Source organism: Paenibacillus qinlingensis, from assembly GCF_013204845.1.
Lineage (GTDB): Bacteria > Bacillota > Bacilli > Paenibacillales > NBRC-103111 > Paenibacillus_E > Paenibacillus_E qinlingensis.
The window spans coordinates 235,958-262,437 of the sequence record NZ_JABMKY010000006.1; the positions used below are offsets into that span (position 1 = coordinate 235,958).

Sequence of the window (26,480 nt, forward strand, 5' to 3'; positions counted from 1 at the left end):
TATAAATACGTGAAGTGGAATCGAAAGGGGCTTGCAATAATAATGAGTACAAAAAAATCACTAGGGATCGTGTTAACAAGTCTTTTGGCAGCATCTATGATGCTTAGCGCATGCGGAAATAGTGACAAAACGAACACCGCTGCGAATAATGCCCAGAGCACAGCTACGGCAAATCCGAAAGATGGGGCTATTGATACTTCCAAAGCCGTTACTTTGAAGATGATCTTGCTCGGACCGAAACCAGCCGATTACGATCTGGTATTCGGAGAAATCAATAAAGTCTTGAAACAAAAAGTAAACGCTACCCTTGAAACAGAGTTCTTGGATTGGTCCGACTGGAAGCAGAAATATCCGCTGAAATTCGCGGCTAATGAAGATTTCGACCTCGTCTTTACGGCCAACTGGGCGAATTACGCTGACCAAGCCAATAAAGGCGGCTTCCTTGAACTAACGGATGCAAACCTTGCCAAGTATGCGCCGCTAACCTGGAAAGCCATGGATAAAGTAAAGTGGGATCAAGCACGAGTTAAAAGCAAGGTTTACATGGTTCCTTACAATATCGCGAACGAATATAAGGAGAAGCTCGTCATTTATCGTGAAGATTTGCGCGAGAAGTATAACTTGCCACCTATTACAGACGCGGCTTCATTCGCGAAATTTACGGATGCGATTGTGAAAAATGAAAAAGGTGTAACGCCATTTGGCCCTACGCTTATGAGTATGAATGCGCTCGACACGCCGTTGTTGGTACAGAAAAACAATTGGAAGCAGATTGATGGTACACCGTTCGCATTCAATATTGGAGATGCAACGGGCAAAGTGTTTAATGTCTACGATACGCCAGAATTCAAAGACCTGCTCCCTTACTACAAAAATCTCGCTGACAATGGCGCATGGATGAGAGATGTGCTGACTTACAAAGGAAGCCAGTCAGAAGACTTTAAATCAGGTAAAATTGCGTCCTATTCCCATACGTTATCTTCAGGTGCTTCATCTGTTTCTGCTGTTAAAAGTGTACACCCGGATTGGAAAATCGGCATAGCGGATATCGCTCCAGACAGCAAGAAAACAACGGCAATTTCGACGCAAAACGGTATGGCTATCCATGCGACATCCAAATCCCCAGAACGCTCGCTCATGGTGCTCGACTTGTTCCAAAATGACAAGCAACTTCATGATCTAATGATGTACGGAATCGAAGGCACGCACTATACGGCTGTCGGCAACGATCAATTTACGAAAACGGATAAATTCGGAAGTTTCAACACGTTCACGAATTGGAGCTTCCAATCTCCGATGAATCGCATTGAGACGACTTATCCGCAAGCGGCGAAAGACATCGAGGGCAAATGGAAAAACCAAGTTACGCATTTCAAACTAGAAACGTTCGTGTTTGATAACTCCAAAGTTGTGAATGAAGTTTCGAATGTTAGTAATGTGATGACTCGCTATGGACTGCCACTCGAATACGGTCTTGTAAAAGAAACGGACAAGGGATTGGCTGACCTACAAGCGCAACTGAAGGCAGCAGGCGTAGAGAAAATTCAAGCTGAACTTCAAAATCAAATTAACACGTTCCTTGCAGAAAATAAATAAATAGGCCATGCAGTAAAAGGCATGGGTCCCACGAAGTAAACCGTAACCCGAGAGTAGAAACCTTTAACGGAGGTGTCTATCTGTCGGGTTACTGTTTGGTTACGCACTTCTTGCTTACAAAAGACGAAGGTTATCGATGATGAAACAAAAATTTAAACATACGCCACCGGCAAACGGATACCCCGAATGGAATAACAATCCAGAAACCTTTGAACTTAATCGCATGAAAGCACACGCAACCCTGATGCCTTTCGTATCCGTGGAAGAGGCGCTGCAGAATGACCGTACAGCATCGCGCAGTTATTTATCGCTTAACGGTACATGGAAATTTGCTTTCGCAGAGTCCCCGTCCACGCGCATTAGGAATTTTTATGAGGACAGTTTTGCTCACACTGGATGGGATGACATTCAGGTGCCTGGACATTGGCAACTTCAGGGTTACGATTACCCGCAATATTCGAATGTTCGCTACCCGTGGGAGGCATCAGAGCCCGAACTGGTTCCCCCCTTCGCGCCAACCTTGTACAATCCTGTAGGTTCGTATTTCCGTACGTTTACGGTGCCAGATCAATGGCGGGGTCAACCCATTTTTATTAGTTTCGCAGGCGTAGAGTCCGCATTCTACGTGTGGGTCAATGGCGAACTCGTGGGGTACAGCGAGGATACGTTTACTCCAGCTGAATTCGACCTCACGCCATATGTAAGAGCTGGTGAGAATAAGCTTGCGGTTGAAGTTTATCGCTGGTGCGATGCAAGTTGGTTGGAGGATCAAGATTTCTGGCGGCTGAGCGGTATTTTTCGTGATGTCTACTTGTACACGGTACCTAAAGCGCATGTGTATGATTTCTTCGTAACAACGGAGCTTGATGAGGCGTACAAAGATGCAGAGCTGAAAGTGAAAGCGACGCTGATGAACTATTGGGCAGATGATTTGGGTTCAGTTACGCTAGAAGCACAATTATTTGATGCTCAGCGTAACGCTTTGTTTACAGAGCCGATGACGGTAAGTACAACACTTGGCAGCAGTCATGCGGAGGTTCAAGTGGAGGTTTCGGCTCATGTTGCCAATCCGCTGAAATGGAGCGCAGAGCAGCCGAACCTGTACATGCTCGTTATCAGCTTGAAGGATAAGAATGGGGAACTGCTTGAAACACTCAGCACGCAGACAGGGTTTCGTAAATTCGAGATTAAAGATGGACTCATGCTTATTAATGGGCAGCGCATCGTATTCAAAGGCGTCAATCGCCATGAGTTTGGCGCTAAAGCTGGCCGCGTGATGACGCTGGAAGATATGTTGACCGACATTACCCTTATGAAGGCGTACAATATCAATGCTGTGCGTACTTCACACTATCCGAACAATCCGCTCTGGTACGAGTTATGTAACGAATATGGCTTATACGTGATTGACGAAACCAATCTGGAGACACACGGCACTTGGAGTGGCGGTCAGACGGAACTGCTGCCAACGACGGTGCCTGGCAGCAATCCAGCGTGGACGGCGAATGTTATCGACCGCGCGAATTCGATGATGCAGAGGGACAAAAATCACCCTTCCATCATCATGTGGTCGCTAGGCAATGAAGCGTTCGGCGGTGATAATTTCATATTGATGCATGACTTTCTGCGCGAGGCGGACCCGACCCGACTTGTACATTATGAAGGTGTTGTGAATTGGAAGGAGTCCGCCGCTGCAACGGATGTTGAAAGTTACATGTATACGAGACCTGATGGCTTGATTCATTATGCGAAAAAGGCAGGGCCGAAAAAACCGTATATGCTGTGTGAGTACAGCCATGCAATGGGGAATTCCCTTGGCGGTTTGCATATCTATACCGAGTTGTTTGATCGATATCCGGTACTGCAGGGTGGATTTATTTGGGACTGGGTTGACCAAAGTTTGTGGAAGACAGAAGCAGACGGCACGAAGTATATGGCTTACGGTGGAGATTTTGGCGAATCGGTACACGCCGGTAATTTCTGTGGTAACGGACTTCTGCTTGCTGATCGTTCCATTACACCAAAGTTGATTGAAGCCAAGAAATGCTATGAAAATATAGACATTACCGAAGTGGATGGGGCAGAGGGCATCTATCGTTTTACGAATAAAAACCTGTTTACGAATTTGGATGCGTATCTACTTCAGTGGACGATTGCGGTAAACGGCGATGTATGTGCAGAAGGTAATCTGACCGTATCGGTTGTACCTCTTGACAGCAAGGAGATAAAACTAGCGTTACCGAAGCGCGAACAAATCGGAGAAGCCGTGCTTACGATCAGTTTTGTAACGAAGAAAGCGGAGCAATGGGCAGATGCCGGTCATGAAGTGGCATTCGAGCAATTCGTGCTTCCGGCTTTGAAGCCAGTAAGAGCTATTATTGAACCTGTGAAGAGCTACAGTCCGGTTCATGTTTCGTTGCAAACCGATAGGTTGATTGTAAGCGGTGAGGGCTTCACTGCTGGATTCGATACAGGGAGCGGCAGCTTGTTTTCCTATAAAGTCGACGATATTGAACTTCTAATGGGGGAGCTCGTGCCGAACTTCTGGCGCGCCTATACGGATAACGACCGCGGTAATAAACAGCATGAGCGCTGCGCTACATGGCGAAGTGCAGGCGAAGAACGTATTCTCCAATCATTGCGTTGGGAGCCGCTGACCGATCGTGTCATCGTACATGCTGTTTATGTGCTGCCTACAACATCAGAATCGGTTTACTCGATGACGTATACCGTACTTGGCAGCGGAGCGATCCACGTGCAGCAGCAGTTAATTCCAGGTAGCAACCTGCCGGAAATACCTGAAATTGGCATCATGTTTAGACTGGAGGCCTCCTTTACGGATCTGGCTTGGTACGGCAAAGGGCCGCATGAATCGTACTGGGATCGTCAGTTAAGCGCAAAACTCGGACTTTACCACGGGAAAGTTGCCGATCAATTCGTGCCTTATCTAAGACCGCAGGAGTGCGGCAACAAGATGGAAGTCCGCCGTGCTGCGATCTCGAATCCAAGCGGCGGTGCACTGCACATCACAGGCGAACCTACCTTCGAGCTAAACGTTCTGCCTTATACACCAAGTGAGTTAGAGGCCAATGATCATGTCTATAAACTGCCGGCAACTCACAAAACGGTTGTTCGTATCAATTATCGTCAGATGGGGGTTGGCGGTGATGATAGTTGGGGTTCCAAGCCTCATCCGCAATACTTACTGTTGGCTGACAAGAGCTATTCATTCAGTTTTACGTTGCAGGGTAGAATAGACTAAGTATATCAAATTAAAAGCCTCGGCTAGCAGCCGGGGCTTTATTGTCCATTTGGATATCATTTTTTTGGAAGACTAAGCATCCACGCTGGTTTCGGAAATGAAACGTTGACTGGACTATATTGAGGGGTATTGATGTTGTCGTTTACCTGTCCGAAATTATTAGCTCCCCATGCCCAAAGTGTTCCATCTTGCCGTGTGGCTGTATTAAAGCCTAAGCCTGAGCTAATCGCAATGATGTGGTCCAATCCCTTTACTTGCACAGGTGTGGTAAGACGTTTAAAATCATCAATGCCATTAATAGTTAAATATCCCCACTCCCAGACCGACCCATCTTTTTTGAGTGCAAGACTATGCGTATATCCGGATGTTAACGAGATAATATCAGAGAGCCCTGGCACCTTTATGGCTTCTACCGGTACAGCCTCCCCGTGTTTGCCAGTCAATTGACCATAATAGTTTTCGCCCCATGCCATGACTGTCCGATCTTTTTTCAAAGCTAGCAGGTGCCTCGTATTCGTTCCTTTTCCTAATTCAATAATATCCGATAAGCCTGGAATTTGCTTTGTTGTAATGTCATAGGTTGTATTTTCATTAATCTGTAGATTCCAATTTGCTGAGAAATTGTAGGTGTAATCTTCAAATCCAGAGGAACTAAATACGGTCCCGTCTTCTTGTAGAGCAATAACCTTATCGTTAAAAACGGTAATATCTTTTACCTTTTTCAGCCCAGGAATCGGCACAGGTGCTTTTTCTTCTCTTTTCTCCAAGCTGTGTTTAGAGTTCCAGACCCAAACAGTACCCTCTTTATCCAAAGCTGCATTTAAATGTTGAGCATTTTCAGCTACCTTAACAATATTTTTTAATTGTGGAATTTGGACCGGAGATGAAACTGGAAAATACCAGGTTGTATCCTCAGGTGAATTATACTGATAGGACCATTCCCACACCGTCCCATCTTCCAGAGCAGCTAACCCCCGGTCATTGAAAGTAAAATCAGAAACTTTCTCCAGCCCTTTTACTTTTGTAGGGACACGCTTGCCCATTATCCAAATATGTCCCTCATTGTCAAGGATGCTGTACGATTCCAAACCAGCAGATAACTTTACTGGTTGCGGAGAAGTAGAAGATTCCGTAGCAGCTTGTGCGGACGATACGATAATCGGACTTGTACTTAACAGTCCAACAGCAGCACTAATTAACAAAAGCTTCTTGAGATGCATGGTATGAATGTGCGTTTTCATGGTTCAACCTCGTTTCTTTGGTATAAATGGATAATAATTGAAATCAATTCTTTATACTGTAAAATATAGGAAAAGTTTCGGTGGACATCGATTGAGTTTGGATGACGCGAAGCATGGGTATAGTAATTTTAGTAGGAAGTTAAACCAAGAGGAAATTCATGCCGTCTACCAATACAGGTGAGGAGTGAACAAAAACCGTGCAAACAGGACAGAAATCTAGGATGGTACTACCAGATTTAAAAGACAGGGTTGCATTGATTACCGGCGCAGGTTCCGGTATTGGAAGGGCTGCTGCCGTACTGCTAGCGCAGCAAGGGATGAAAGTGTGCCTTGTAGATCTGAAGGACGATCGGCTAGAACAGACGAAACAAGAGATCGAAACAGCAGGTGGCCAGGCTATAACGGTCGACATCGATATTTCCGATCCGAAACAAGTTGAACAGGCGTTTGAGCATACGGCACATACGTGGGGGCGGATCCACTTTGTTTTTGCCAATGCTGGTATCAACGGGGTGTTGGCGCCAATCGAAGACATGAAGTCTGAGGATTGGGATCGCACGCTGGCGGTCAATCTAAAAGGGACTTTCCTATGTGTCAAACATGCCATACCTCATATGAAAGAAAATGGTGGCAGTATTGTTATCACGAGTTCCATTAACGGAAGTCGCACCTTCTCGGGGTTCGGTATGACCGCTTATAGCTCATCCAAGGCTGGTCAAGTTGCATTTGCAAAAATGGCCGCGTTAGAATTAGCCCAGTACCAAATACGCGTCAATGCCATCTGCCCAGGCTCCATTAAGACACATATTGGTGAGAATACGCAGCCGACGCCAGAGCTTGAGAAGATTAAAATTCCAATCAAGTACCCAGAGGGGAACCAGCCCTTGGAACATGCGCCTGGAGAGCCTGAGCAAGTTGCGAATCTGGTAGCTTTTCTTGCTTCAGATGCTTCTCATCATATTACGGGCACTGAACTGTTCATTGACGGGGCCGAATCATTGTTAAGATGATATGAAATAATGTACTAAGTAAAAAAAAGAAGGGAGAGCACGCTTACGTGCTCTCCCTCTTTTTCTTATTCATAACTTCGAACCATGATTGAGCTTTCGATAATCTGATGGAGTCATGCTGAGCCGCGCTCTGAATACGCGCGAGAATGTAGCATACGAGGTAAATCCGACTTCGAAGCAAACGGAGGTCACGGGTTCATTGCTGGAAATGAGCAAACTGCAAGCATGCGATATGCGTATTTTTTCTAGAAAATTATGGAAGTTATCCCCGATCATTGATTTGAAGGAAGAACTGATATGTGGAACGCTTAAATAAAAGCGCTCTGCCAACGATTCTAATTTAATGTCGTCGCGGAAATGTTGGTAGACATAGAGAATGATCTCCCACATTTTCCCCTTCTTATTAGGGGTTCTATAGGTATCCATGTCTTTATTGGCAAAACAGCCCCGCTCCAATAAGATCAATGCTTCCGTTAATTTGGTTATGAACATGAGCTGGCTCAAGGGTCTACTGCTCAGGATTTCCTGATGCATACATTTGAAAATAGGAAGAAGCTGCCCGGAAAGTTCATCCTCCAACTGGTAGGAAGGATCTCCTTCCGTACCCGCACGAAGCAAGATGTCGCTAAAAGAGGCAGCACCCTCATCGGAACCATAGATAGCTTGCAGCCCAATGGCTCCAATATATAAATGCAACTCTTGTCCTCGGTCTATTCGAATTTGATGGACTTGATGTGGAAGTAAGAGGGTAAAGGTGCCTGGCCCAATTGGACGCTCAATGCCATTAATAATTTCAGTGCCGCTTCCGTAATAGGCGTAGGTGTATTCAAGAAAATTATGTGTATGCGGAGGGACATCGGCGGTTAATTTATGGATTTTGAATGTATATGGAAATGAATTGTGCAGCTCCTGGTCGCCAGGCAAGTTGAAAGGAATCATGGAATCACGCGCCTTAGAAGAGAATCGGTTATCCCTATCATAATCTAAAATCTTAAAAAATGAGATACTTTTCATAATTTTGATAAGAAGTAAAATGACCTACTGCTTACAATGTAAGAAAAGAAAGTCCGAAGGGAAGGTTGTTACAGTCATGAATGTTTTGCATTATGTGAATCCTTTGCAGGGGACAGCTTCTACATTTCGATTCTCCAATGGAAATACACTGCCTCTCGTTGCACGACCATTCGGTATGGCGGCATGGAGTCCTCAAACGGATGAAGCAGGTAAAGGCTGGTTCTTTCATCCATCCCATCGCCATTTTGAAGGTATTCGGCTGACGCACCAACCAAGTCCATGGATTGAAGATTATGGGCATCTAACCATTCTGCCGCAAACGGGCCCACTTATCGTATCCGCCGCAAAACGGTCATCCTCATTCCGTAGCGAGGATATGTCCATCAAGCCCGATTATTTCCGTGTAAAGCTGCAGCGTTATAACACGTTATTGGAACTAAGCCCGACAGAACGTTGTGCAAGTATGCGAATGACTTTTGGGGCTACACAAAAAGCGAGAGTTTTGGTGGCGCCATTTGCTGGAGAATCGTCCATAACCATAGACCCTCAGAGAAGAAGGTTGACGGGGTATACCCGTGCGAATTCGGGTGGTGTTCCTGAGAATTTTGCGATGTATTATGTGATTGAATTTGACTGTGATTTGGATGTGCAGGCGAGTGGTACTTGGGATCAGGATGGTAAGGCATCCATACACTTACATGAAGCAGGGAATCGTACAGGTGCATTTATTGGACTGAATATCCCAGATTCAGGTGAGGTTAATCTTCGAATAGGAACTTCTTTTATAAGTATAGAGCAAGCGATAAGCAATCTTACACAGGAAATTGGTTCAAAGTCATTCGATTTGGTAAGGGCGGAAGCAGCCCAAGCGTGGGAAGCGACACTGAATCGCATACAGGTGGAAGATCCGGATGAGGACCAATTAAACACTTTTTATACCTGCTTGTACCGAGTCTGCCTGTTTCCTAGGATGTGGCATGAGTTTACTGACAAGGGGGAAAAGGTGCATTACAGTCCCTATAATGGTCAAATCGTTCAAGGACCGATGTACTGTGATAATGGATTTTGGGATACGTATCGCACCTCTTATCCTTTGTTCAGTCTGCTATGTCCATCTCGTTTAGGCGAAATCTTAGAATCTTACGTCAACGCCTATAAGGAAGGCGGTTGGATGCCAAAGTGGTCATCACCTGGAGAACGAAGTGCTATGCCAGGTACGTTAATTGATGCTGTTTTTGCAGATGCTTTTGTAAAAGGGATAGAGGGGTATGACGCGCAGTCGGCTTATGAAGGCTTGCTTAAGCATGCCTCACAAGCGGCGGAAGATGCTCATTTTGGCAGGAAAGGCGTTCGTGCTTACCAAGCGCATGGATATTTGCCAGCGGATCAGTTTCACGAGAGTGTCAGCAATACGTTGGATTATGTATATGGCGATTTCTGTATTGCTCAGTTAGCCCGAAGTCTCGGAAAAGATGAGGAGTACACGCTGTTAATGGATAGGGCTAGGAATTACGCCAAATTATTGGACCCTTCTGTAGGATTTATGAGAGGGAAAAGAGCAGATGGCAGTTGGGATGAACCCTTCGACCCGATCGAGTGGGGAGGTGCTTATTGCGAAGGCGGCGCCTGGCAGTGCAGTTGGGCAGTTCAGCACGATATTGTTGGATTAGCTGAGTCATTGGGAGGAAAAGATGTTTTCTTAGCCCGCATGCATGAGTTAATGTCGACTGCCCCCTCGTTTAAAGTAGGCAGTTACGGTTTAGAAATCCATGAAATGTCAGAAATGGCTTCAATTAATTTCGGGCAATTTGCCATCAGCAATCAACCGAGTTTTCATATCCCGTACCTTTTTGCGGCAGCAGGATCGCCTGCTGGAACGCAGTACTGGGTCAGAAAAACAGCAAAGGAGCTGTTTAGTTCTGCCCCTGACGGTTTGCCCGGTGATGAAGACAACGGGAGCTTATGCGCCTGGTACATTTTTGCCAGCATGGGGATGTATCCGTTATGTCCCGGTGTGCCTGAATATGTGATCGGAAGTCCGATGTTTGATCGGATGACACTTCACTTAGAGAACGGTAAACAGATTGTGATAGAAGCTGCTAATAACGCGGCAAGTCATTGTTATGTGCAGAGTGTACAAGTGAACAATGAGCCACATCAGCCTTTGTTTATGACGCACGATCAGCTAATCGATGGTGCATTCATTCAATTCGCTATGACGGACACGCCGCAAGTTACACATGTTGAGGATAAGAATTTACCTTATTCGATGTCACTCCGAATTCAATCAGAAGGGAAATGAAACATGACTACAAAACGTGAGCCTATCGTAAAACCAGGTTTTTTTGCTACGGCTGCTGCAGCGGATAGCCGCAGAGGTGAATTTGATTTAGGTAACGAGGTTTTGATTGCGCACAAAGTGCCCGTTGATTTTGTGTTTATTGGCGATTCGATCACGCATATGTGGGAGCTGAATGCTTATTTTGGTCGCGACGGTCGTTTTATTGTAAATCGTGGGATTGGCGGGGATATTAGCAGCCATGTGTTAAGAAGATTTGATGCTGATGTGATTCAATTGAAACCAAAGGTGGTGGTGATCAAAATTGGCGTGAACAATTTCTGGGCGTTAGATGGCGCAATAACCGAGCATAGAAAAGGAGCGGAGCAAATCATACCTGCACTTGTTGAGGATATTCAGAAAATGGTAGTAAAGGCGAAAGAACACGGGATTATACCAGTGATCTGTTCTATTCTGCCAACGAATATGCCACATTCGGGAAACAATACGATACGCAACTCGAGTATTTGCCAAGTCAACGAGCAACTACAACAAGTTGCTATCGAACGAGAGGCTATATATGTCGATTACCATTCGCGAATGATTGCGGCAGAAGGCAATGCGTTGCGCGATGGACTTGCAGATGATGGGCTTCATCCACATGTGGTAGGGTACGATATCATGGCGAATGCTTTGCGTGAAGAATTAGCACGTAAAGGAATAGAAATCTAAGCATACAAGATGTATAAACTGTGGACTCGTACCTGTTGGGTACGAGTCTTTCTCATTTTCCATTAATGAAAGTTCATGATCTTTAGAAGTGATCATATCCATTGATGAGCCGCTGGTGAAATAATGATGGGGAAACGAAGCTGTTTCAATACGAGGAAAGATGGTGGTGAAATAATGATGGTAAGGCGAAGTGGATGGCAAGTGATCTCGATCGTGATATTAGCAGTAATCCTAACATTGGTAGGACTGTTAGGCACAACACGAGTACAGGCGGCTGGCGATGATTATGACACGATGCGAATCAGGTGGATGAACTATTTGACAGGAGGAGCAGCATTAGATACATCTGACCCAGACATAGCATCTAAGCTGAGCTCTATAAGCCAAACGAGTGCAGCTACGATGAGTACAACATCAGCGTACTTATGGAGCGATTTAGCCGCAACGGGGGATACTGCTACGATTACTGCGAATTACGAACGCATTAAGAGAATGGCACTGGCTTACAAGACGGTTGATTCCGGTGTTTATGGTGATCTCGATCTAAAGGCGAAAATTATTTTTGCGATGGATTGGATGTATACGAACCGTTATAATGAATCAACTGTACCGATTGAAAATTGGTGGGATTTAGAGATCGGAACTCCTCTAATTATTAATGATATTGTCGTTCTTATGTATGATGACCTCATTGCAACACCAGGAAAAATAACAAATTACATGAATGCGATTGAGACATTTTCTCCAGATCCGAGCAAAGCCAATAAGGGAGCAGTTGCGGCAACAGGAGCGAACTTGGTATGGAAATGCCAGATCGTTGCTTTACGGGGCGTGATTCTAAAGTCAGCTGCGAAGCTGACTTTAGCCAGAGATGCTTTGAATCCAGTGTATGATTATGTGACAACGGGGGATGGCTTTTACCGGGATGGATCGTTTATACAACATGAGATTTACCCTTATAACGGTAGCTATGCTGTAAGTTTATTGCAAGAATTGTCGTATCTGCTTCTGCTGCTGAACGATTCGCCTTGGCAGCCAACAAATAGTGGCGCAGAGAATGTTTACAATTGGATTTACCATTCTTATGAACCGCTTATCTATAACGGTGCCATGATGGATATGACTAGAGGGAGAGCAATTTCTCGCAGCGACTACCAAGATCATACCACTGGACATAGTGTCATGTCCTCTATTATTCGCCTAGCGCAGCACGCTCCTGCGGCCGATGCACAGCGAATGAAAGCGATGGTGAAAGCGTGGATTATCGCTGATAGCCAGTTTAATTTCTATAAGGATATTAATTTAAGTACGCTTGTCCTGGCCAAGGCAATTATGAATGACAGCAGTGTAATACCAAGAGAAGAGAAGGTACTTTCCAAAGTTTATGCTGGCATGGATCAAGTCGTACATCTTCGGCCTGGATTTGGTTTTGGCGTTAGTATGTCGTCGCATCGTATAGGGACATACGAGTATGATGAAAAATATAATGAAAATCCTAAAGGCTGGTACACAGGTGTTGGTATGACCTATCTATATAACAAGGATCCGTTCCAATTTACCGATTATTGGGCAACTGTCAATAAATATCGGCTTCCTGGAACAACTGTCGATACAATGCCGAGGGAAGATGCGGAAGGCGCTGGGTATCGGAGTCCGACAACTTGGGCAGGAGGTACAGAGCTTCAAGGACAGTATGCCACAGCTGGTATGGATTTGAAGGGATATGGAAGCACGTTAAAAGCGAAGAAATCCTGGTTTATGTTTGATGATGAAGTCGTTGCGCTAGGGACAGGCATTGCAAGTACAGACAACCGTACGATTGAAACAACGGTTGAGAATCGCATGCTTACAACAGCAAGAGTCACACACGGGATTGATTTGGATTCACCTCCTTCTTCACCAATTGGCAGTGAACCATTACGTCACAAAGTCTACGCCGTAAAGGATAGCGGGAATGATGGGAATGTGCCTGAGAATACATTTGATAATAATCTTGGATCTAGATGGTCGGCGTCAGGTGATGGACAATGGATTCAATATGATCTTGGAAAGATACAAGCCGTCGGGTATGTAGGAATTAACTTCTATCTTCAATCTGCAAGAACGACTGATTTCGAAATACTGACTTCAGAGGATGGCGTAGTATGGAATCAAGAGTATAGGGGGATTTCCAGTCTGGTTAGTGACACGCAGCTTCAAGTCATCGATTTCCCAGATACGCAAGCTAGTTTTGTAAAATTATAGGTCATATGAACTCGACGGGACCTTGGAACAGCATCACGGAAGTTCAACTCTATGCGCCATGTACAGCAGGAAATCTTCTCATCCTGCCATCAGTGACTCCACTGTATGTAAACGGTGTGACGGATAGCACAGGATCTAGTCAATCTGCGAAGGTGAAGGACAATGACATTCGAACCGTCTGGTCAACGACTGGCGATGGACAGTGGCTGAAGTATGACTTAGGCAGCTCTCAGGAAATCGGGCATGTAGGGATCAGCTTTCCGAATGGCAAGGATAAAACTTCTGCCTTCGATATTCAAACATCTGTCGATGGGACCACATGGACGCCTGTGTTCAGCGGTCACAACACCGTGCTTTCCGCAGAGGTAGAAGCCTATGATGTCGTGGATACGACGGCCAGATTCATCAAATTCATTTTCCACGGCAATGATAGCGATTTGTCCAATGATGTTTCTGAAATTCAAGTTTACGCCCCGCAGGCGGTTGGTCCTGTGTTAGATCCTCTGCATGTTTCGAAAAGGGTCAAAGGGGATGAACAGCTTGTTGTGAACGGGGTAACGAAGTCCGCTGGATTAGGATGGACAGAGGCAATGAGCAATGTATCTTATGCGTATTTGGAAGGAACAGGCGGGTACTACTTCCCGCAACCGACAGCCTTAAAGGGAAAAAGAGATGTTTCTCAGGGCAGTTGGTCACAGATTAATAATGGCGGCGCTTCGACGATATTAAGTAAGAATTATTTGACGCTTTGGCTGGACCATGGAACAAATCCGTTCTATCAAGATTACACTTACGTCTTGCTGCCGAATAAATCAGCAGAAGAAACAGCGAGTTACAGCCTTAATCCGAACATTGAAATCTTGGTGAATAATACGAATGTGCAAGCTGTGAAGGAGAAAACACAAGGTATTCTGGGGGCGAATTTCTGGGTACCAAGTACGTTTGGCTATCTCACGGCATCGAATCCTTCCTCCATCCTGTTGCAGGATCAGGGCAGTATGCTGGATGTCGCGGTTTCGGATCCTACGCATCTGCAAGCTAAGGTAACTTACGAAATTCATAAAGCCGGATTATCGGTGATTGCCAAAGACCCGAGCATTACGATCTTACAGCTCACACCTACGATTAAATTTGAGGTCGATACGCAAGCGGGGGATGGGCTATCGCACAAACTAAAACTGCAATTGAACACAGCTGTGTCGACGCCTTTACCGGCGCCGACAGCACCTCCAATTCATGTCGTTGACCCGATTCCAGATACGATTGTCGATGTGTTGGATGACCTATCCCTTACGTATGCGCATAGTAGTAATCTTAAATTTGACAGAGGAGAGCCAGGTAAATTTAGTGGGGATACCTCTCGGTTAATCCGAAAAACAATAACGAATGAGTATATCATTTATAAAGCGCAGCCGAATAAGGATATTACCGGATTTACAGCGAAGGCATGGTTCCGGCCACAAGATGGCGTAACCGACTTTGCTTTCTATACCTCCACAGATAATGTGACTTATACAGCTTTTACACCAGCCAAAACAGGTGGAATTGAAAACTACAAAGAAATAAATTACAGCGGCATGCTGCCGACGGGGACACAGTATCTGAAAATCGTTTACATGATGAATGGTGCCTATAATTGGAACCCGCAGCTTGGTGAAGTCACGTTGACGAGTATTGTTCCTCCGCCGACAAGTATTACAGTCGTTGACAACGTTTACAACGATGCCAAGATGTTCGAGCGAAGTCCGAACTTGAGCATTAGTGGATCTAATCCATCGGCATTCGGTGATGATACGTCGCGATTAGTAAGACTTACGAATACAGATGAGTATATTGTGTACAAAGCTGAACCGGATAAGGAGCTGCGGAGTTTCAGCGCAGATACATGGTTCTGGCCTTACGAGGCGTCCACAGACTTCCAATTCGCGATATCTCCGGATAATGTGAACTATTCCTCCTATTCGCCGACAATTGCTACAACGTCAAGCGCTGGTGCTTGGAATAAGGTGACTTACAGCGGAACGATTCCAAGAGGAACACAGTATATCAAAATCATTTACAAACAGCACTCGTCCAATACGTGGAATGCCCAAATCGGTAAGGTGACACTAACGAGTAAAGTGCCAACGCCGTCAAGCGCTACGGTGACAGATGATGTGTATAATTTTAGCAAAATGTATGAGAATTCCGGTAAGTTGAGCTTCGACACCGCCAATGTTACGAGGTTCGGAGGGGATACTTCCAGGTTAAAGCGAAATGGGAATACGGACGAATGGATTGTATATAAAGCGGCTCCAGACATGGACATGAAGAATTATCAAGTGGAGACGTGGTTCTGGCCCTTCGAGACTTCTGTTGACTTCGAACTCTACAGTTCGCCGGGGAATGGGATTTACACGATTCTTTCACCTGTGAAAGCCGTGTCAGCAACTGATTGGAAGAAAGTTACGTATAGCGGTAATGTTCCTGCAGGTACTCAATTCCTGAAAATCGTGTATAAACAGAATACAGGTAATTATTGGCATCCACAGATCGGGAAAGTCGTCATTCATAGCGAAGCGATTGATTAACGAAAGTTCATGATCTTAAATCCCGATCATTTCAATCCTTTTTACCGGGTGCCATAATAAAAGAGTAAGATATGTAGTTTACAAGGGGGCAAACAAATAACATGAAGCGTAAGTTCACATCAAAAAAAGCAATAGTAAGCATCTTACTTGGTATGAGCGTTTTGGCAGGCTGCACGAATGCAGAGGATAGTCCGGCAGTCTCACCGTCTGCAAGTCCGGCGGCGACGAAGAGCGTGACAACTGTAGCGAAGGAGAATGATCGAACGAAGTTTGATCCACCGGTTACGATCACGGCAGCGATTGCTCTCAAACCGTCCGATAAGCTTCGCAATGGCGACACGCCTGAGAATAATCCAATCTCCCGTTGGTTTAAAGACACGCTGGGTATTGTGACGAAATATCAATGGGTGGTTACGGATGCGAGTGCACTGGAAACGAAAGTTCGTTTAGCATTAACCAGTGGCGAAGCATTGCCGGACGTTCTCAGTGCATCTGGTACCGTGTTTGAAGATCTTGTTGCCTCCAAGAAAATTCAATCCATTGACGAGGCCTTTGAGAAGTATGCAACGCCTAGGGTGAAGGAGTCCTATCAAAAAAATCCGGAAGTATGGAATTTGGTCAAACGAAACGGAAAACTGTATGGTCTGCCTACCTTGTCGAATGGCATTGTAGGGAATACCGTAATGTGGATCCGTGAGGATTGGCTCAAGAAGCTAAACCTCAAAGCACCAACGAATGTGCAAGAATATGAAGCTGTCATGGATGCGTTTACAAACAATGATCCTGATGGCAATGGGAAAAAAGATACGTACGGCATGGCCTTTGGGGCAAACACGGGCTACCATAAACCAACGATGAACTTCATGTCGGATGCTTCGTTTATTTTTGGTCAAGATCAGCCTTACCAATGGTTGAAAGGGACAGACGGTAAACTGCAATACGGATCAACGAAGCCAAGTGTGAAGGATGCTTTAGGCAAATTACAAGAATGGTTCAGTAAGGGGTATATCAGCCCTGACTTCGGTACACAAGACGCAGCGAAAGCCATGGCAGACTTTACTTCGGGTAAAGCTGGAATCGCTTTTGCGCCAGGCTGGGCTGGCGGCTGGCCAGTAGGTACGGCAGTGACTGAAGCCAAAACCAAAAATCTAGCCTTGGATTTCAAACCATATCCAATTCCAGCGGGAATTAAAGGAGAGGTAGGAAGACAGGCATCACCGCCTTCCTATGGGAATTATGTTTTCCGTGAAGGATTTAAGAATATGGAAGCCATCTTTAAATATTGGGATACGATGTATGGTTGCTCGGTTGAGGATGCCCAGTGTCCATTTGCTAACGGTAAGGGAGAAGGCTATGACTATGTCATGAAAGAGGGCAAGCCGGATTGGAAGAACATTCCTGAAGGTACGCTCAGTCTGAATGCTTACTTGTTGATGTCGCCAGGATCAGGAACAGCGCCTACGAATGTCATGCCTGGACCTAACATTTACCAACGTGTCGCAGCAGGGAAGAAAGATAATGTTTTTGAACAGAAACTAGCTGCCGAGAATGGTCAATTAACGATTGATGGGTTTGCTGTAGCATTTCAACAGCTGAACAAAGATGTGCAAAGTGGATTCTTTGGGGCAAATACACCGACCATGAAAGAGAAATGGGAGCAACTCATTGCCTTGGAAGAGCAAACCTTCCTGCAAATCATTTACGGCAAACAAAAACCGGATTATTTTGATACCTTTGTCAAGCAATGGAACGAGCAAGGCGGCGCACAAATTACCAAAGAAGTGAACGAGTATACAGCTAGCGTTAAGTAATTGTCCCATCCTTTGATAAAGAAATGCGGAGCGCTAGCATAACTTGGGTTCTCCGCATTTTCTTTTTATAGAGAAGTCCTGACGATCGATAGGAGACGAATCGGATGAAATCGGAAACGATAAAATACGCTTTGCAAGAGAGGGCAATCCCCCTTAAAAAACGAAAAGGCTTCTTCAATCTAAGACAAACGTGGCCACTGCATGTGTTCCTATTGCCTTCCGTTGTGTTATTGCTTATTTTCAGCTATACGCCGATGGTCGGATTTGCGATTGGCTTCCAAGACTTCAAACCATGGTTAGGTCTTTTTGGTTCACCTTTCGTAGGATTAAAGCATTTTAGATTTATGTTTCATGATCCAACGGCTTTGCAAGTCATTTGGAATACACTTATCATTGCTGTTCTCAAAATTATAGCAGGCTCCTTGGCACCTTTCATTTTCGCTTTATTGCTGAATGAAGTTCGTGTAGTCATCTTCAAGCGAGTTATTCAATCGCTGGTGTACCTGCCACATTTTATCTCGTGGGTCATTCTCGGTGGGATTCTTACAGATCTATTGTCTACCAATGGGATGATCAATCAGCTTCTCGTAGGGATTGGCTTGGATAAGATCTTTTTCTTGGGAAGTGGAAACTGGTATCGCTTTACCTTAGTTGTCAGTGATGTGTGGAAGGATTTTGGATTCGGCACGATTATTTATTTGGCTGCCATGGCTGGTATTAACCCGAATATGTATGAAGCAGCAGATATTGATGGTGCAAATAATTGGCAGAAAACGATTCACATCACGATTCCAGCTGTGATTCCTATAGCTATTGTTATTGTTACCTTATCATTAGGCAACATTTTGAATGCTGGATTTGATCAAGTATTTAACACCTATAATCCACTTGTTTATCCGAAAGGCGATATCATTGACACCTATGTCTACCGTATTGGTTTACAGCAAGGGTCATACAGTTTTGCAACAGCGGTTGGATTTTTCAAGTCCATCATTGGATTTATACTCATTGCTACGACTTATAAATTAGCATCCAAATATGCAAATTACAGGATTTTCTGAGGGGATATAGCCATGATTAAATTATCGTTCTCCACGAAGATGTTTCAATTCTCAAACTATATTTTCCTATCACTTGCCGCTTTTCTCTGTATTCTTCCCATGGTTCATGTCCTGGCAGTATCGTTTAGTTCAGACTATGCGACGACAGCTTACTTAGTTAAATTTTGGCCAATCGACTTTAATTTCACGGCATACGAAAAGGCGTTGAACAGTAACAACTTTATCATCGCTTTTAGAGTAAGTGTGATCAGGACAGTGCTGGGTACGGCGCTTACGATGTTTCTAACGATGCTGGCCGCCTATTCCATGTCGAAAGATGATCTATACTTCAAAGGAAGAACCTTCTATGCTTGGTTTTTTGTCTTCACGATGCTGTTCCATGGCGGACTTATTCCAACGTATCTGGTCGTTCAGAAAATAGGATTAACGAATTCCCTTCTAGCGTTGATCTTGCCTTCCGCCGTTAATGTCTTCAATGTCGTCCTGATGATGAATTTTTTCCGAGGAATTCCCAAAGAACTCCAAGAAGCAGCGATGATGGACGGGGCAGGACATTTCCGAATCCTGTTCACGATATTCATGCCAATTTCGTTACCATCCATTGCCACATTGTCTCTATTTACCATGGTATTCCATTGGAATGCTTGGTTTGACGGCATGATTTATATGAACAAAGCTGAGCTTTTTCCATTAGCCACCTTTCTGCAAGCCTTAATTGCCAGCTTCGATTTTACGAAAATTGGTCTCAATCCAGAGGACTTGGCTAAATTATCAGAACGTTCCCTGAAATCCGCACTAATCTTTATTGGTACAGTCCCGATCTTGCTCGTGTATCCTTTTCTGCAAAAGTACTTCGTACAAGGGATGACATTGGGTTCAGTAAAAGAATAAATAGGAATGAAATGGCTGTTAGGGCAATCCTAGGAGCTGTTTTCATTGTATGATTTTAACAATAATAGGCGTTCAATTGGTATAATAGAGCAAACGGAAGATAGGGAGCACCGGCTTATGAATCTAATCAAGAGAGTAATCCTTCTTATCGTGATGAGTTTAGTTGTCATTCTTGCCCTGTACGCCTATTCCTATAAACAGAGTATAAAAGTCATCGAGAATCAAATTAATACTAGAAATGAAGAGAAGCTATCGTACTTTCTCAACCGAATTGAAAGTCTATTGGATCAAAATATGATCTACGCCACGCTCGTCACCAAAGATCCGGAAATCAAAAAGGTAGCCTATGGTGAATTGCCACCTGCCAGTTATGATCGCGTAAGTGTGGTTCAATCCATTGAGAGCAAGTTGAATCTATTCAGTATGACGAATCAAATCATGAACATTATTACGCTATATTTCCCGAAAATTAATCTCGCCTTGTCTACGGTACCTTCAACAGGACTGAATCAAGAGGAGATCTTAAGGGATTACACTGCTAATTGGAAATTAACAAAAGTTGATATAAGCGGTGTCAAAACGGATGCTTTTTCACGTTTCTTCGTTTCTCCTTATCACGCAGAACCGGCAGATATCATGAAATCGGATTTCATTATACGTGTGGATTTCTTTACAAAAAATATCGCGAATTTGTTAGACGAGTTTAAGTTAGCTGGTAATGGCGATGCCTTTTTCTATGGCAGATCGGATCAAATCGTCTATAACAGCACGGCGAATATGACACTCATTCAGCAACTCATGCAAGAGTATCCCTTCAAGGATGCTAGTGAAATGACGAAACGTTCAACAATCGTAGAGCTGAGTGGCAAGAAATACATTCTTTATGTCCTTCCTTCCGAAAAGCTTAACTGGAGCTTGGTTGATATTGAACCCTTGGAGGAGATCCTAAACCCGGTCAATCACAGTCGGAATTTATTTTACATTATTCTGTTTTTACTTCTCTTACTCGGTATGGTAGCTGCTTATTTCTTATACTTCTATATCCAAGTCCCTATCCGCATTCTGATTCGCAGTTCGGAACACATAAAGAACAAAAATTTTGCCTATCGCATACAAAGCTTACGCAAGGACGAATTTAGGCAATTGTTTGATTCGTTTAACGATATGGCAAAAGAAATAGATGAATTGATTAAACGTGTATATGCAGAAGAAATTCGTTCCAGAGAAGCTGTTATGAAACAACTGCAATCGCAGATTAATCCTCATTTCCTCTACAATTGCCTAGCCTATATCGTAAATATGGCTAAAATGAACAAAAACCAATCGGTGATTGCCATGGCGCACAATTTGGGAGATTACTATAAATATACGACCCGCAATGAGACGTTGGAGACAACGCTCGGGACGGAGCTAGAGCTGGCTGTCAACTATATGAATATTATGAATCAGCAGTTGGATAAATTTCGGTACATCATTTCCGTGCCCGAGACGATGAAAGCGATGAAGATTCCTAAGCTGATGATTCAGCCGCTCATTGAAAACGCCATTGTACATGGGCTCGAGGAGATTTCGATGAACGGGATTATCACCATTGTCGGGCTCGATGACGGTCCGCTCTACCGGCTGATCATTGAAGATAACGGGCCAGGTCTATCGGAGGAAGCTTTGACGAAGCTGAGGCTTAAGACGGAAGATGAGCACAATGATTCCCCGCAGAAAGGGGTTTGGAACGTCTATCATCGCTTCCACTATTATTTTGGACAGCATTCGCGTATGCGATTGGACAATTCAGCTCTAGGCGGTTTACGTATTGAGTTAAGTTGGGAGAAAGCAGCAAGGGAGTGAGTGATACCATGTTTTCATTGCTGATTGTGGATGATCATAAGCATCAAGTAGAAACGTTAGCAGCAACTTTACCATGGGAAGAACTAGGGATATCCACGATTCATAAAGCGTATGAAGGCCAAGGAGCGCTTGCGATTATGGAGATGCACCCCATTGATATCATCATCACAGATATCCGCATGCCAGGCATGAGTGGCCTCGATTTATTAGAACAAATCCATGAATCGAATCGGAAAATTGATGCTATTCTGTTGACTGGCTATGCGGAATTCGAGTATGCGAAGAAGGCAATTGAACTCCATGCCGTTGAGTATTTGATTAAACCCGTGCGTGATCAATTGCTCATAGATGCTGTAAGCCGCGTCATTTCAAAGCGTCAGAATGATTTGCAGCATTCGCAAGCCTTTAAACAGGCCAATGCGATCCTCCATCAGAATTTACCCCTTCTCAAAGAAAATGTATTGAATGATCTTTTGCAAGGAGCGGAAATCTCACATAAGCAGCTGACAGAAAAACTCGAGATGTATCAAATTCCCTTTACATTTGGAGATTGCATTCGATTCATGGTCATTCAATTCGATCCTCATTTCTATGAATCGTACACAGCTTCCGATATGAAATTATTTGAATATGCCGTTATGAATATGGCGGAGGAATTGCTTCAAGGTCATTTTAGTCTGTGGACAAGGAAAGCGCCGCAAGACCATGTCACCTTGATGCTCAAGCCGATTCATTCGGGACGTACGGTTTGGAGTGAGGAGGGACTGGTTTCGATTGCCAATCTCTTATTGGAACAGGTTCATCGTTATTTAAAAGGCACCGTTGCCATCTATCTGTCTACGCCAGCACAGTTTCCGGAAGAAGTTCATGCCAACTATTCTTCAGTTGTCTCATCCGTTTTTAGCGCATCAGAACGCCAAGGCGTATTTAACTTGAACAAGCATGACGTGTCTAGCCGTGGATTGGAACCTTTGCGTTCCTTATATCAAGCACCAATGCTGATACAACTGATGGAGAGTAATAATCTCGACAAAATGAATGAGAAACTTCATGCGATTTTTCAAGAATTGGAGCAAAAACAGGCGGACTCACGTGCTCATCTTCGAGAAGCCTACTTACATATCCTAAGCTGTTTCACATTTTTGGCTCACAAAAAAGGCAAGGTCTTGGAAGATATTATTGGTATCGGCTCCGTACATAAAGAACACAGTGTCATTCATTCGGCGAAGCAATTAAAAGCATGGTGCATCCTTATTCTCGAAGCCCTGATTGAGGGAGCTCCCACCGTCGATGATGAGAATCACCAACAGCTAGTTCATAAAATCCAAACGTATATTCATCAGAATCTATCAAAGGATGTTACCTTACAATCGATTAGTGAGCATGTCTATTTGCATGCTGTTTATTTATCCAAAATCTATAAAGAGATTACAGGGTTAAATCTGAGTGAATACATTTTACATGCGCGAATGGAAGAAGCGAAGAGGCTGCTTGAAAAAACATCCTTTAAAATTTATGAAATCACTGAAAAAGTAGGATACCAAAGCCCGCAGCATTTTATTCGGAGATTCAAAAAATATTACGGCGTGACGCCGGACATTTTCCGTAAGCAATAATAGGTATTAGAAGGGGAGTCAAACATGGACAACGTATGGTTAGAGAAGGCTTGGGAACAAGTTGTTGATAAAATTGAACAAACAAGTCATACCTTTGGAGCAGCATTTCCGAATGGAACCGAGCACGGTCGCTTTGTGATGACTTCGGCCCATGACTGGGTAGCGGGTTTTTGGCCAGGACTGTTATGGTTGGTTTATAGCGAAACGAAGAATGAACGTCTGCAAACATTGGCTGTTGCGTGCGAAGAGCAAATCAGTCAAACCTTATGGGAATTTGAGCATTTACATCATGATGTTGGCTTTATGTTCGGACTTAGCAGTATCAAACAATATGAGCATTTGGAAGATGAAGCTGCCAAGCGGCATGCACTCATGGCGGCAAGTTTACTTGCAGGAAGGTTTAATCCTGCGGGATCCTTTATTCGCGCGTGGCCGAATTGGGGTAATGAAGATCACAGTGGTTGGGCAATCATTGATTGTATGATGAATTTGCCACTGTTGTACTGGGCTTCAGAAGTAATTGCTGATCCGCGGTACCGACATATTGCGGAGCTTCATGCGGATATGGTGCTCAAAGAATTTATGCAAGGGGATGGATCGGTCCATCATATCGTCGCTTTCGACCCAGAGACAGGCGCTCGTGTGGAAGCGCTGGCTGGTCAAGGTTATGCGGCCGATTCTGCTTGGTCAAGAGGAGCGGCTTGGGCGCTGTATGGATTTGCTCTCAGCTACAAATATACCGGCAAAGAGACTTACTTAGAGGCAGCGAAGCAAGTAGCACAATTCTTTCTTGCTAATTTGCCTGCGGATAAGGTGCCCTATTGGGATTTTCGCTTGCCTAAAGATTCGGATGACATGCCTCGCGACTCTTCGGCAGCAGCAATTGCCGCTTCGGGACTTTTAGAAATAGCTTCTCTTGTGGGAACGGATGAGGGATTACGCTATAAGCAGGCTGCCGAAGAGATCTTGTTTTCCTTGTTCCATAATTACACGGAAGGGCAGGAAGAATCACAGGGATTACTGCTGCATGGGACCGGATATTTCATGAAAGATATTCATGTAGATGCTTCACTCATTTATGGTGATTATTATTATGTTGAGGCATTATTGAAACTTAAGTATGCCTAGATTTTGATATGGAAAATGAAAAGAAAAATATTTTTTGAGCTGATGTATAATATTTTGCAAACTCCACATGATAATATCACACCAAGAAAAGGAGTGTATAACATTATGGCTAACAACACATTGGCAGTTCCACAAGCAAAAGCAGCATTGGATCAACTGAAGTATGAGGTTGCACAAGAGTTAGGGATTCAGCTTCAAGCATACAATGGAAATCTGACATCACGCGATGCTGGCTCCATTGGTGGCACGATTACGAAGCGGTTAGTGCAAATCGCAGAACAACAACTTTCTGGATCCGCAGGAAACTTCAGACGCTAAGTTGATCGTATTTGCAGGTAAACTCAAAAGACTACAAGCACCTATTCCTCCTTGGGTGAATGCAGTCTTTTTTTTATTTTATCTTGTTATTGCGCAACATAAATAAAATCGAAAAATTGAATAACTGGAAAATATACAGCTAATAGGAAGCAGACCACCTGTTTTAAGTGAATAACTGGAAAAACTCCAGCTGTTTTTGGCTATTTGCTCGGATTGAGCGAAATAGTTGGAATTTAGCAGGAGTTTTTCCATCTAAATGGACTAAAACGCAAAATCATGCGAAATTAACGGCATGATTTCCATTTAATTGAAGCTTTCAACAGAAAGATCGAGTTCTTTCTTTTTAGAAACAAGCTAAGTGATCATCTTATTCTGCAGCTTTGCTGCGATTGAGGATGCCGACTCCAGTCCTGCCCAATACAACCCCATTTCAGCCTCCATCTCCTCCAGTATAGTCCAATCCGTAAATACCTCATGCTGAAAATAGCTGTTTTCGATCGAGTCATGAACGATGTTTAGAGACTCAAGCGTGTCCTTATCCCAAAGTTTTTCGTTGACGGACGTTAGAACAGATAAGAATGGGGAGGTTCGACTGATCGTTTCCTGTACATCAAGGTCGCATGCAATTTGAAGAAATTGGGTAGCAAGCTCTAAATCATTGCAGGTGGTTGGCACCATAAAGGCATTGGCTAATAGGAGCGTTGCTTTCTGTTCCCCAAAGGGGAGAGCCGCTACTTGCGGTTCAAAGCCTAGATTTTCGTTTTTCCAACCTGCAAGCTCGATCGATGTAGTTAGAACCATACCTGCTTTCTCATGGATAAATGCTTCTGAGCTCGAAGGGTACTTCGAGGATAAAGTAGCAATTCGGAAGCGATACAATAGATCATGGATAAAGTTCAACGTTTTCACAAGGGGTTCTTTATGCGCCGAACGGTTAAAATGGACACCGTTTTGCAAGGCGAATACAGGCCAACGGCTGGAAGATGAATGAAGGGACATTCCATATTGATCTACGATGCCATCGCCATCTGTATCGACGGTTAGCTTCTGCGCAGCGCGGATGAAATCTTTTTGAGTCCAATTTGGATCCGGTCGTGGAACGCAGTAGGTATCAAATAAATTAGGGTTATACGCCAGATACACGGTGGAAAAAGTAACCGGCACAGCGATCACGGCGTCTTCACGACGAAAAGCAGATACCATTCTTGGATACATGGCTGGCAGACATTCTTTTAGCGGATTACGTAAATCAACAAAGGTGACAGCCTGATCTTCCATTTCCATAACCTGTCGGTCAGTTACAAAGATAAGGTCTGGGTTCAGTCCCATTTCACTGCTCGTCCGTATGGATGACCAAAAATCATGAGAAGGGAAGCTCAACAGTTTTACATCAACATTAGGGTGGTCCTCTTGAAACCTATCAATAATAAACGGTATGGCGTTATCAGCAAAATGGGATGGAGAGATGGCAACGATGCGCAGTGTTTTTCGCTGTTTCACGGGAATGACCAGATCAGGCGAAACAATCGTGCCTTGTCCTGGCTTTTTGACAATTAAATTTTCTTTCAGTAATTCATCTAATGATTTGCGGACGGACGTTCTGCTCAACTGATAGTGTTTGCACAATTCATTCTCAGACAGAAGATATTGACCCGGCTTCAAATAACCGGAAAGTATTTGTTCGCGTAAAATGGTAGCCAGCTGGGAGTATCTGAATTTGATTTCTCGTCTCATCATATCGTTCTTCCATTCGTATTTGGTTATTTTCATTATAACGTAAAAAGAAATAACATTTTCACTAGTATTTTAATCGAGATTGAAATACGATACAAGTATGATACATGTGTTTTATTTGATCTGTAT

Annotated in this window: 17 protein-coding genes; 14 read left to right on the plus strand and 3 right to left on the minus strand. The window is 44.1% G+C overall.

What is annotated here, in order from left to right:
* Positions 1 to 42: 42 nt before the first annotated feature.
* Both HQN88_RS14350 and lacZ read left to right on the plus strand, forming a co-directional pair.
* Positions 43 to 1,596 carry an ABC transporter substrate-binding protein gene (locus HQN88_RS14350; protein WP_173112891.1) on the plus strand — a complete coding sequence of 518 codons (1,554 nt, stop codon included), beginning with the start codon at positions 43 to 45 and terminating at the stop codon, positions 1,594 to 1,596.
* Positions 1,597 to 1,735: 139 nt separating this feature from the next.
* Entirely contained in the window at positions 1,736 to 4,858 is a 3,123-nt protein-coding gene (lacZ, locus tag HQN88_RS14355) for a beta-galactosidase, LacZ type (RefSeq protein ID WP_173113128.1), read from the plus strand.
* Positions 4,859 to 4,914: 56 nt separating this feature from the next.
* Here the strand turns inward: lacZ and HQN88_RS14360 are convergent, their stop codons facing one another.
* A complete protein-coding gene (locus tag HQN88_RS14360; RefSeq protein ID WP_173112894.1) occupies positions 4,915 to 6,099 on the minus strand; it encodes an RCC1 domain-containing protein in 1,185 nt (394 codons plus the stop codon).
* Positions 6,100 to 6,320: 221 nt separating this feature from the next.
* On the opposite strand from HQN88_RS14360, the gene HQN88_RS14365 reads away from it, so the two are divergent.
* Complete coding sequence (locus HQN88_RS14365) at positions 6,321 to 7,109, plus strand: SDR family oxidoreductase (protein ID WP_173113131.1); 789 nt, start codon at positions 6,321 to 6,323, stop codon at positions 7,107 to 7,109.
* 69 nt (positions 7,110 to 7,178) lie between these two features.
* Here HQN88_RS14365 and HQN88_RS14370 read toward each other — a convergent pair whose 3' ends face one another.
* Positions 7,179 to 8,048 (minus strand): AraC family transcriptional regulator, encoded by an 870-nt coding sequence (locus HQN88_RS14370; RefSeq protein ID WP_173112897.1) that lies wholly within the window; start codon positions 8,046 to 8,048, stop codon positions 7,179 to 7,181.
* Positions 8,049 to 8,112: 64 nt separating this feature from the next.
* On the opposite strand from HQN88_RS14370, the gene HQN88_RS14375 reads away from it, so the two are divergent.
* The 11 genes from HQN88_RS14375 to HQN88_RS14425 all read left to right on the plus strand — a co-directional run bounded on the left by HQN88_RS14375 (position 8,113) and on the right by HQN88_RS14425 (position 24,617).
* Positions 8,113 to 10,425 carry a GH92 family glycosyl hydrolase gene (locus tag HQN88_RS14375; protein WP_338118529.1) on the plus strand — a complete coding sequence of 771 codons (2,313 nt, stop codon included), beginning with the start codon at positions 8,113 to 8,115 and terminating at the stop codon, positions 10,423 to 10,425.
* A 3-nt stretch (positions 10,426 to 10,428) separates the two neighbouring features.
* Positions 10,429 to 11,133, plus strand: a complete 705-nt coding sequence (locus tag HQN88_RS14380) for a GDSL-type esterase/lipase family protein (RefSeq protein WP_173112900.1) — start codon at positions 10,429 to 10,431, stop codon at positions 11,131 to 11,133.
* Between the two features lie 174 nt (positions 11,134 to 11,307).
* A complete protein-coding gene (locus HQN88_RS14385; RefSeq protein WP_173112903.1) occupies positions 11,308 to 13,377 on the plus strand; it encodes a polysaccharide lyase family 8 super-sandwich domain-containing protein in 2,070 nt (689 codons plus the stop codon).
* Between the two features lie 5 nt (positions 13,378 to 13,382).
* Complete coding sequence (locus HQN88_RS14390) at positions 13,383 to 15,947, plus strand: polysaccharide lyase family 8 super-sandwich domain-containing protein (RefSeq protein WP_173112906.1); 2,565 nt, start codon at positions 13,383 to 13,385, stop codon at positions 15,945 to 15,947.
* Between the two features lie 101 nt (positions 15,948 to 16,048).
* A complete protein-coding gene (locus HQN88_RS14395) occupies positions 16,049 to 17,758 on the plus strand; it encodes an extracellular solute-binding protein (RefSeq protein WP_173112909.1) in 1,710 nt (569 codons plus the stop codon).
* Between the two features lie 104 nt (positions 17,759 to 17,862).
* Entirely contained in the window at positions 17,863 to 18,819 is a 957-nt protein-coding gene (locus tag HQN88_RS14400; protein ID WP_173112913.1) for an ABC transporter permease, read from the plus strand.
* 12 nt (positions 18,820 to 18,831) lie between these two features.
* A complete protein-coding gene (locus HQN88_RS14405) occupies positions 18,832 to 19,710 on the plus strand; it encodes a carbohydrate ABC transporter permease (protein WP_173112915.1) in 879 nt (292 codons plus the stop codon).
* 117 nt (positions 19,711 to 19,827) lie between these two features.
* Positions 19,828 to 21,555 carry a sensor histidine kinase gene (locus tag HQN88_RS14410; protein WP_173112918.1) on the plus strand — a complete coding sequence of 576 codons (1,728 nt, stop codon included), beginning with the start codon at positions 19,828 to 19,830 and terminating at the stop codon, positions 21,553 to 21,555.
* Positions 21,556 to 21,563: 8 nt separating this feature from the next.
* On the plus strand, positions 21,564 to 23,171 hold the full coding sequence (locus HQN88_RS14415; protein ID WP_173112921.1) for a response regulator transcription factor: 1,608 nt from the start codon (positions 21,564 to 21,566) through the stop codon (positions 23,169 to 23,171).
* 24 nt (positions 23,172 to 23,195) lie between these two features.
* The gene (locus HQN88_RS14420) at positions 23,196 to 24,299 is read left to right on the plus strand and encodes a glycoside hydrolase family 88 protein (RefSeq protein WP_173112924.1); all 1,104 of its coding nucleotides are present in this window, start codon (positions 23,196 to 23,198) and stop codon (positions 24,297 to 24,299) included.
* Positions 24,300 to 24,404: 105 nt separating this feature from the next.
* Positions 24,405 to 24,617: an alpha/beta-type small acid-soluble spore protein gene (locus HQN88_RS14425; protein ID WP_173112927.1), complete on the plus strand. Its 213-nt coding sequence runs from the start codon at positions 24,405 to 24,407 to the stop codon at positions 24,615 to 24,617.
* A gap of 354 nt (positions 24,618 to 24,971) precedes the next feature.
* Here the strand turns inward: HQN88_RS14425 and HQN88_RS14430 are convergent, their stop codons facing one another.
* On the minus strand, positions 24,972 to 26,354 hold the full coding sequence (locus tag HQN88_RS14430; RefSeq protein ID WP_173112930.1) for an extracellular solute-binding protein: 1,383 nt from the start codon (positions 26,352 to 26,354) through the stop codon (positions 24,972 to 24,974).
* Positions 26,355 to 26,480: the final 126 nt, after the last annotated feature.

Bases quoted from the DNA above. Each gene is read 5' to 3' on its own strand.
- HQN88_RS14360 (WP_173112894.1), bottom strand. From the start codon at position 6,099: ATGAAAACGCACATTCATACCATGCATCTCAAGAAGCTTTTGTTAATT.
- HQN88_RS14425 (WP_173112927.1), top strand. From the start codon at position 24,405: ATGGCTAACAACACATTGGCAGTTCCACAAGCAAAAGCAGCATTGGAT.
- HQN88_RS14420 (WP_173112924.1), top strand. From the start codon at position 23,196: ATGGACAACGTATGGTTAGAGAAGGCTTGGGAACAAGTTGTTGATAAA.
- HQN88_RS14400 (WP_173112913.1), top strand. From the start codon at position 17,863: ATGAAATCGGAAACGATAAAATACGCTTTGCAAGAGAGGGCAATCCCC.
- HQN88_RS14410 (WP_173112918.1), top strand. From the start codon at position 19,828: ATGAATCTAATCAAGAGAGTAATCCTTCTTATCGTGATGAGTTTAGTT.
- HQN88_RS14390 (WP_173112906.1), top strand. From the start codon at position 13,383: ATGAACTCGACGGGACCTTGGAACAGCATCACGGAAGTTCAACTCTAT.
- HQN88_RS14385 (WP_173112903.1), top strand. From the start codon at position 11,308: ATGATGGTAAGGCGAAGTGGATGGCAAGTGATCTCGATCGTGATATTA.
- HQN88_RS14365 (WP_173113131.1), top strand. From the start codon at position 6,321: ATGGTACTACCAGATTTAAAAGACAGGGTTGCATTGATTACCGGCGCA.
- HQN88_RS14350 (WP_173112891.1), top strand. From the start codon at position 43: ATGAGTACAAAAAAATCACTAGGGATCGTGTTAACAAGTCTTTTGGCA.
- HQN88_RS14380 (WP_173112900.1), top strand. From the start codon at position 10,429: ATGACTACAAAACGTGAGCCTATCGTAAAACCAGGTTTTTTTGCTACG.
- lacZ (WP_173113128.1), top strand. From the start codon at position 1,736: ATGAAACAAAAATTTAAACATACGCCACCGGCAAACGGATACCCCGAA.
- HQN88_RS14405 (WP_173112915.1), top strand. From the start codon at position 18,832: ATGATTAAATTATCGTTCTCCACGAAGATGTTTCAATTCTCAAACTAT.
- HQN88_RS14370 (WP_173112897.1), bottom strand. From the start codon at position 8,048: ATGATTCCTTTCAACTTGCCTGGCGACCAGGAGCTGCACAATTCATTT.
- HQN88_RS14415 (WP_173112921.1), top strand. From the start codon at position 21,564: ATGTTTTCATTGCTGATTGTGGATGATCATAAGCATCAAGTAGAAACG.
- HQN88_RS14395 (WP_173112909.1), top strand. From the start codon at position 16,049: ATGAAGCGTAAGTTCACATCAAAAAAAGCAATAGTAAGCATCTTACTT.
- HQN88_RS14430 (WP_173112930.1), bottom strand. From the start codon at position 26,354: ATGATGAGACGAGAAATCAAATTCAGATACTCCCAGCTGGCTACCATT.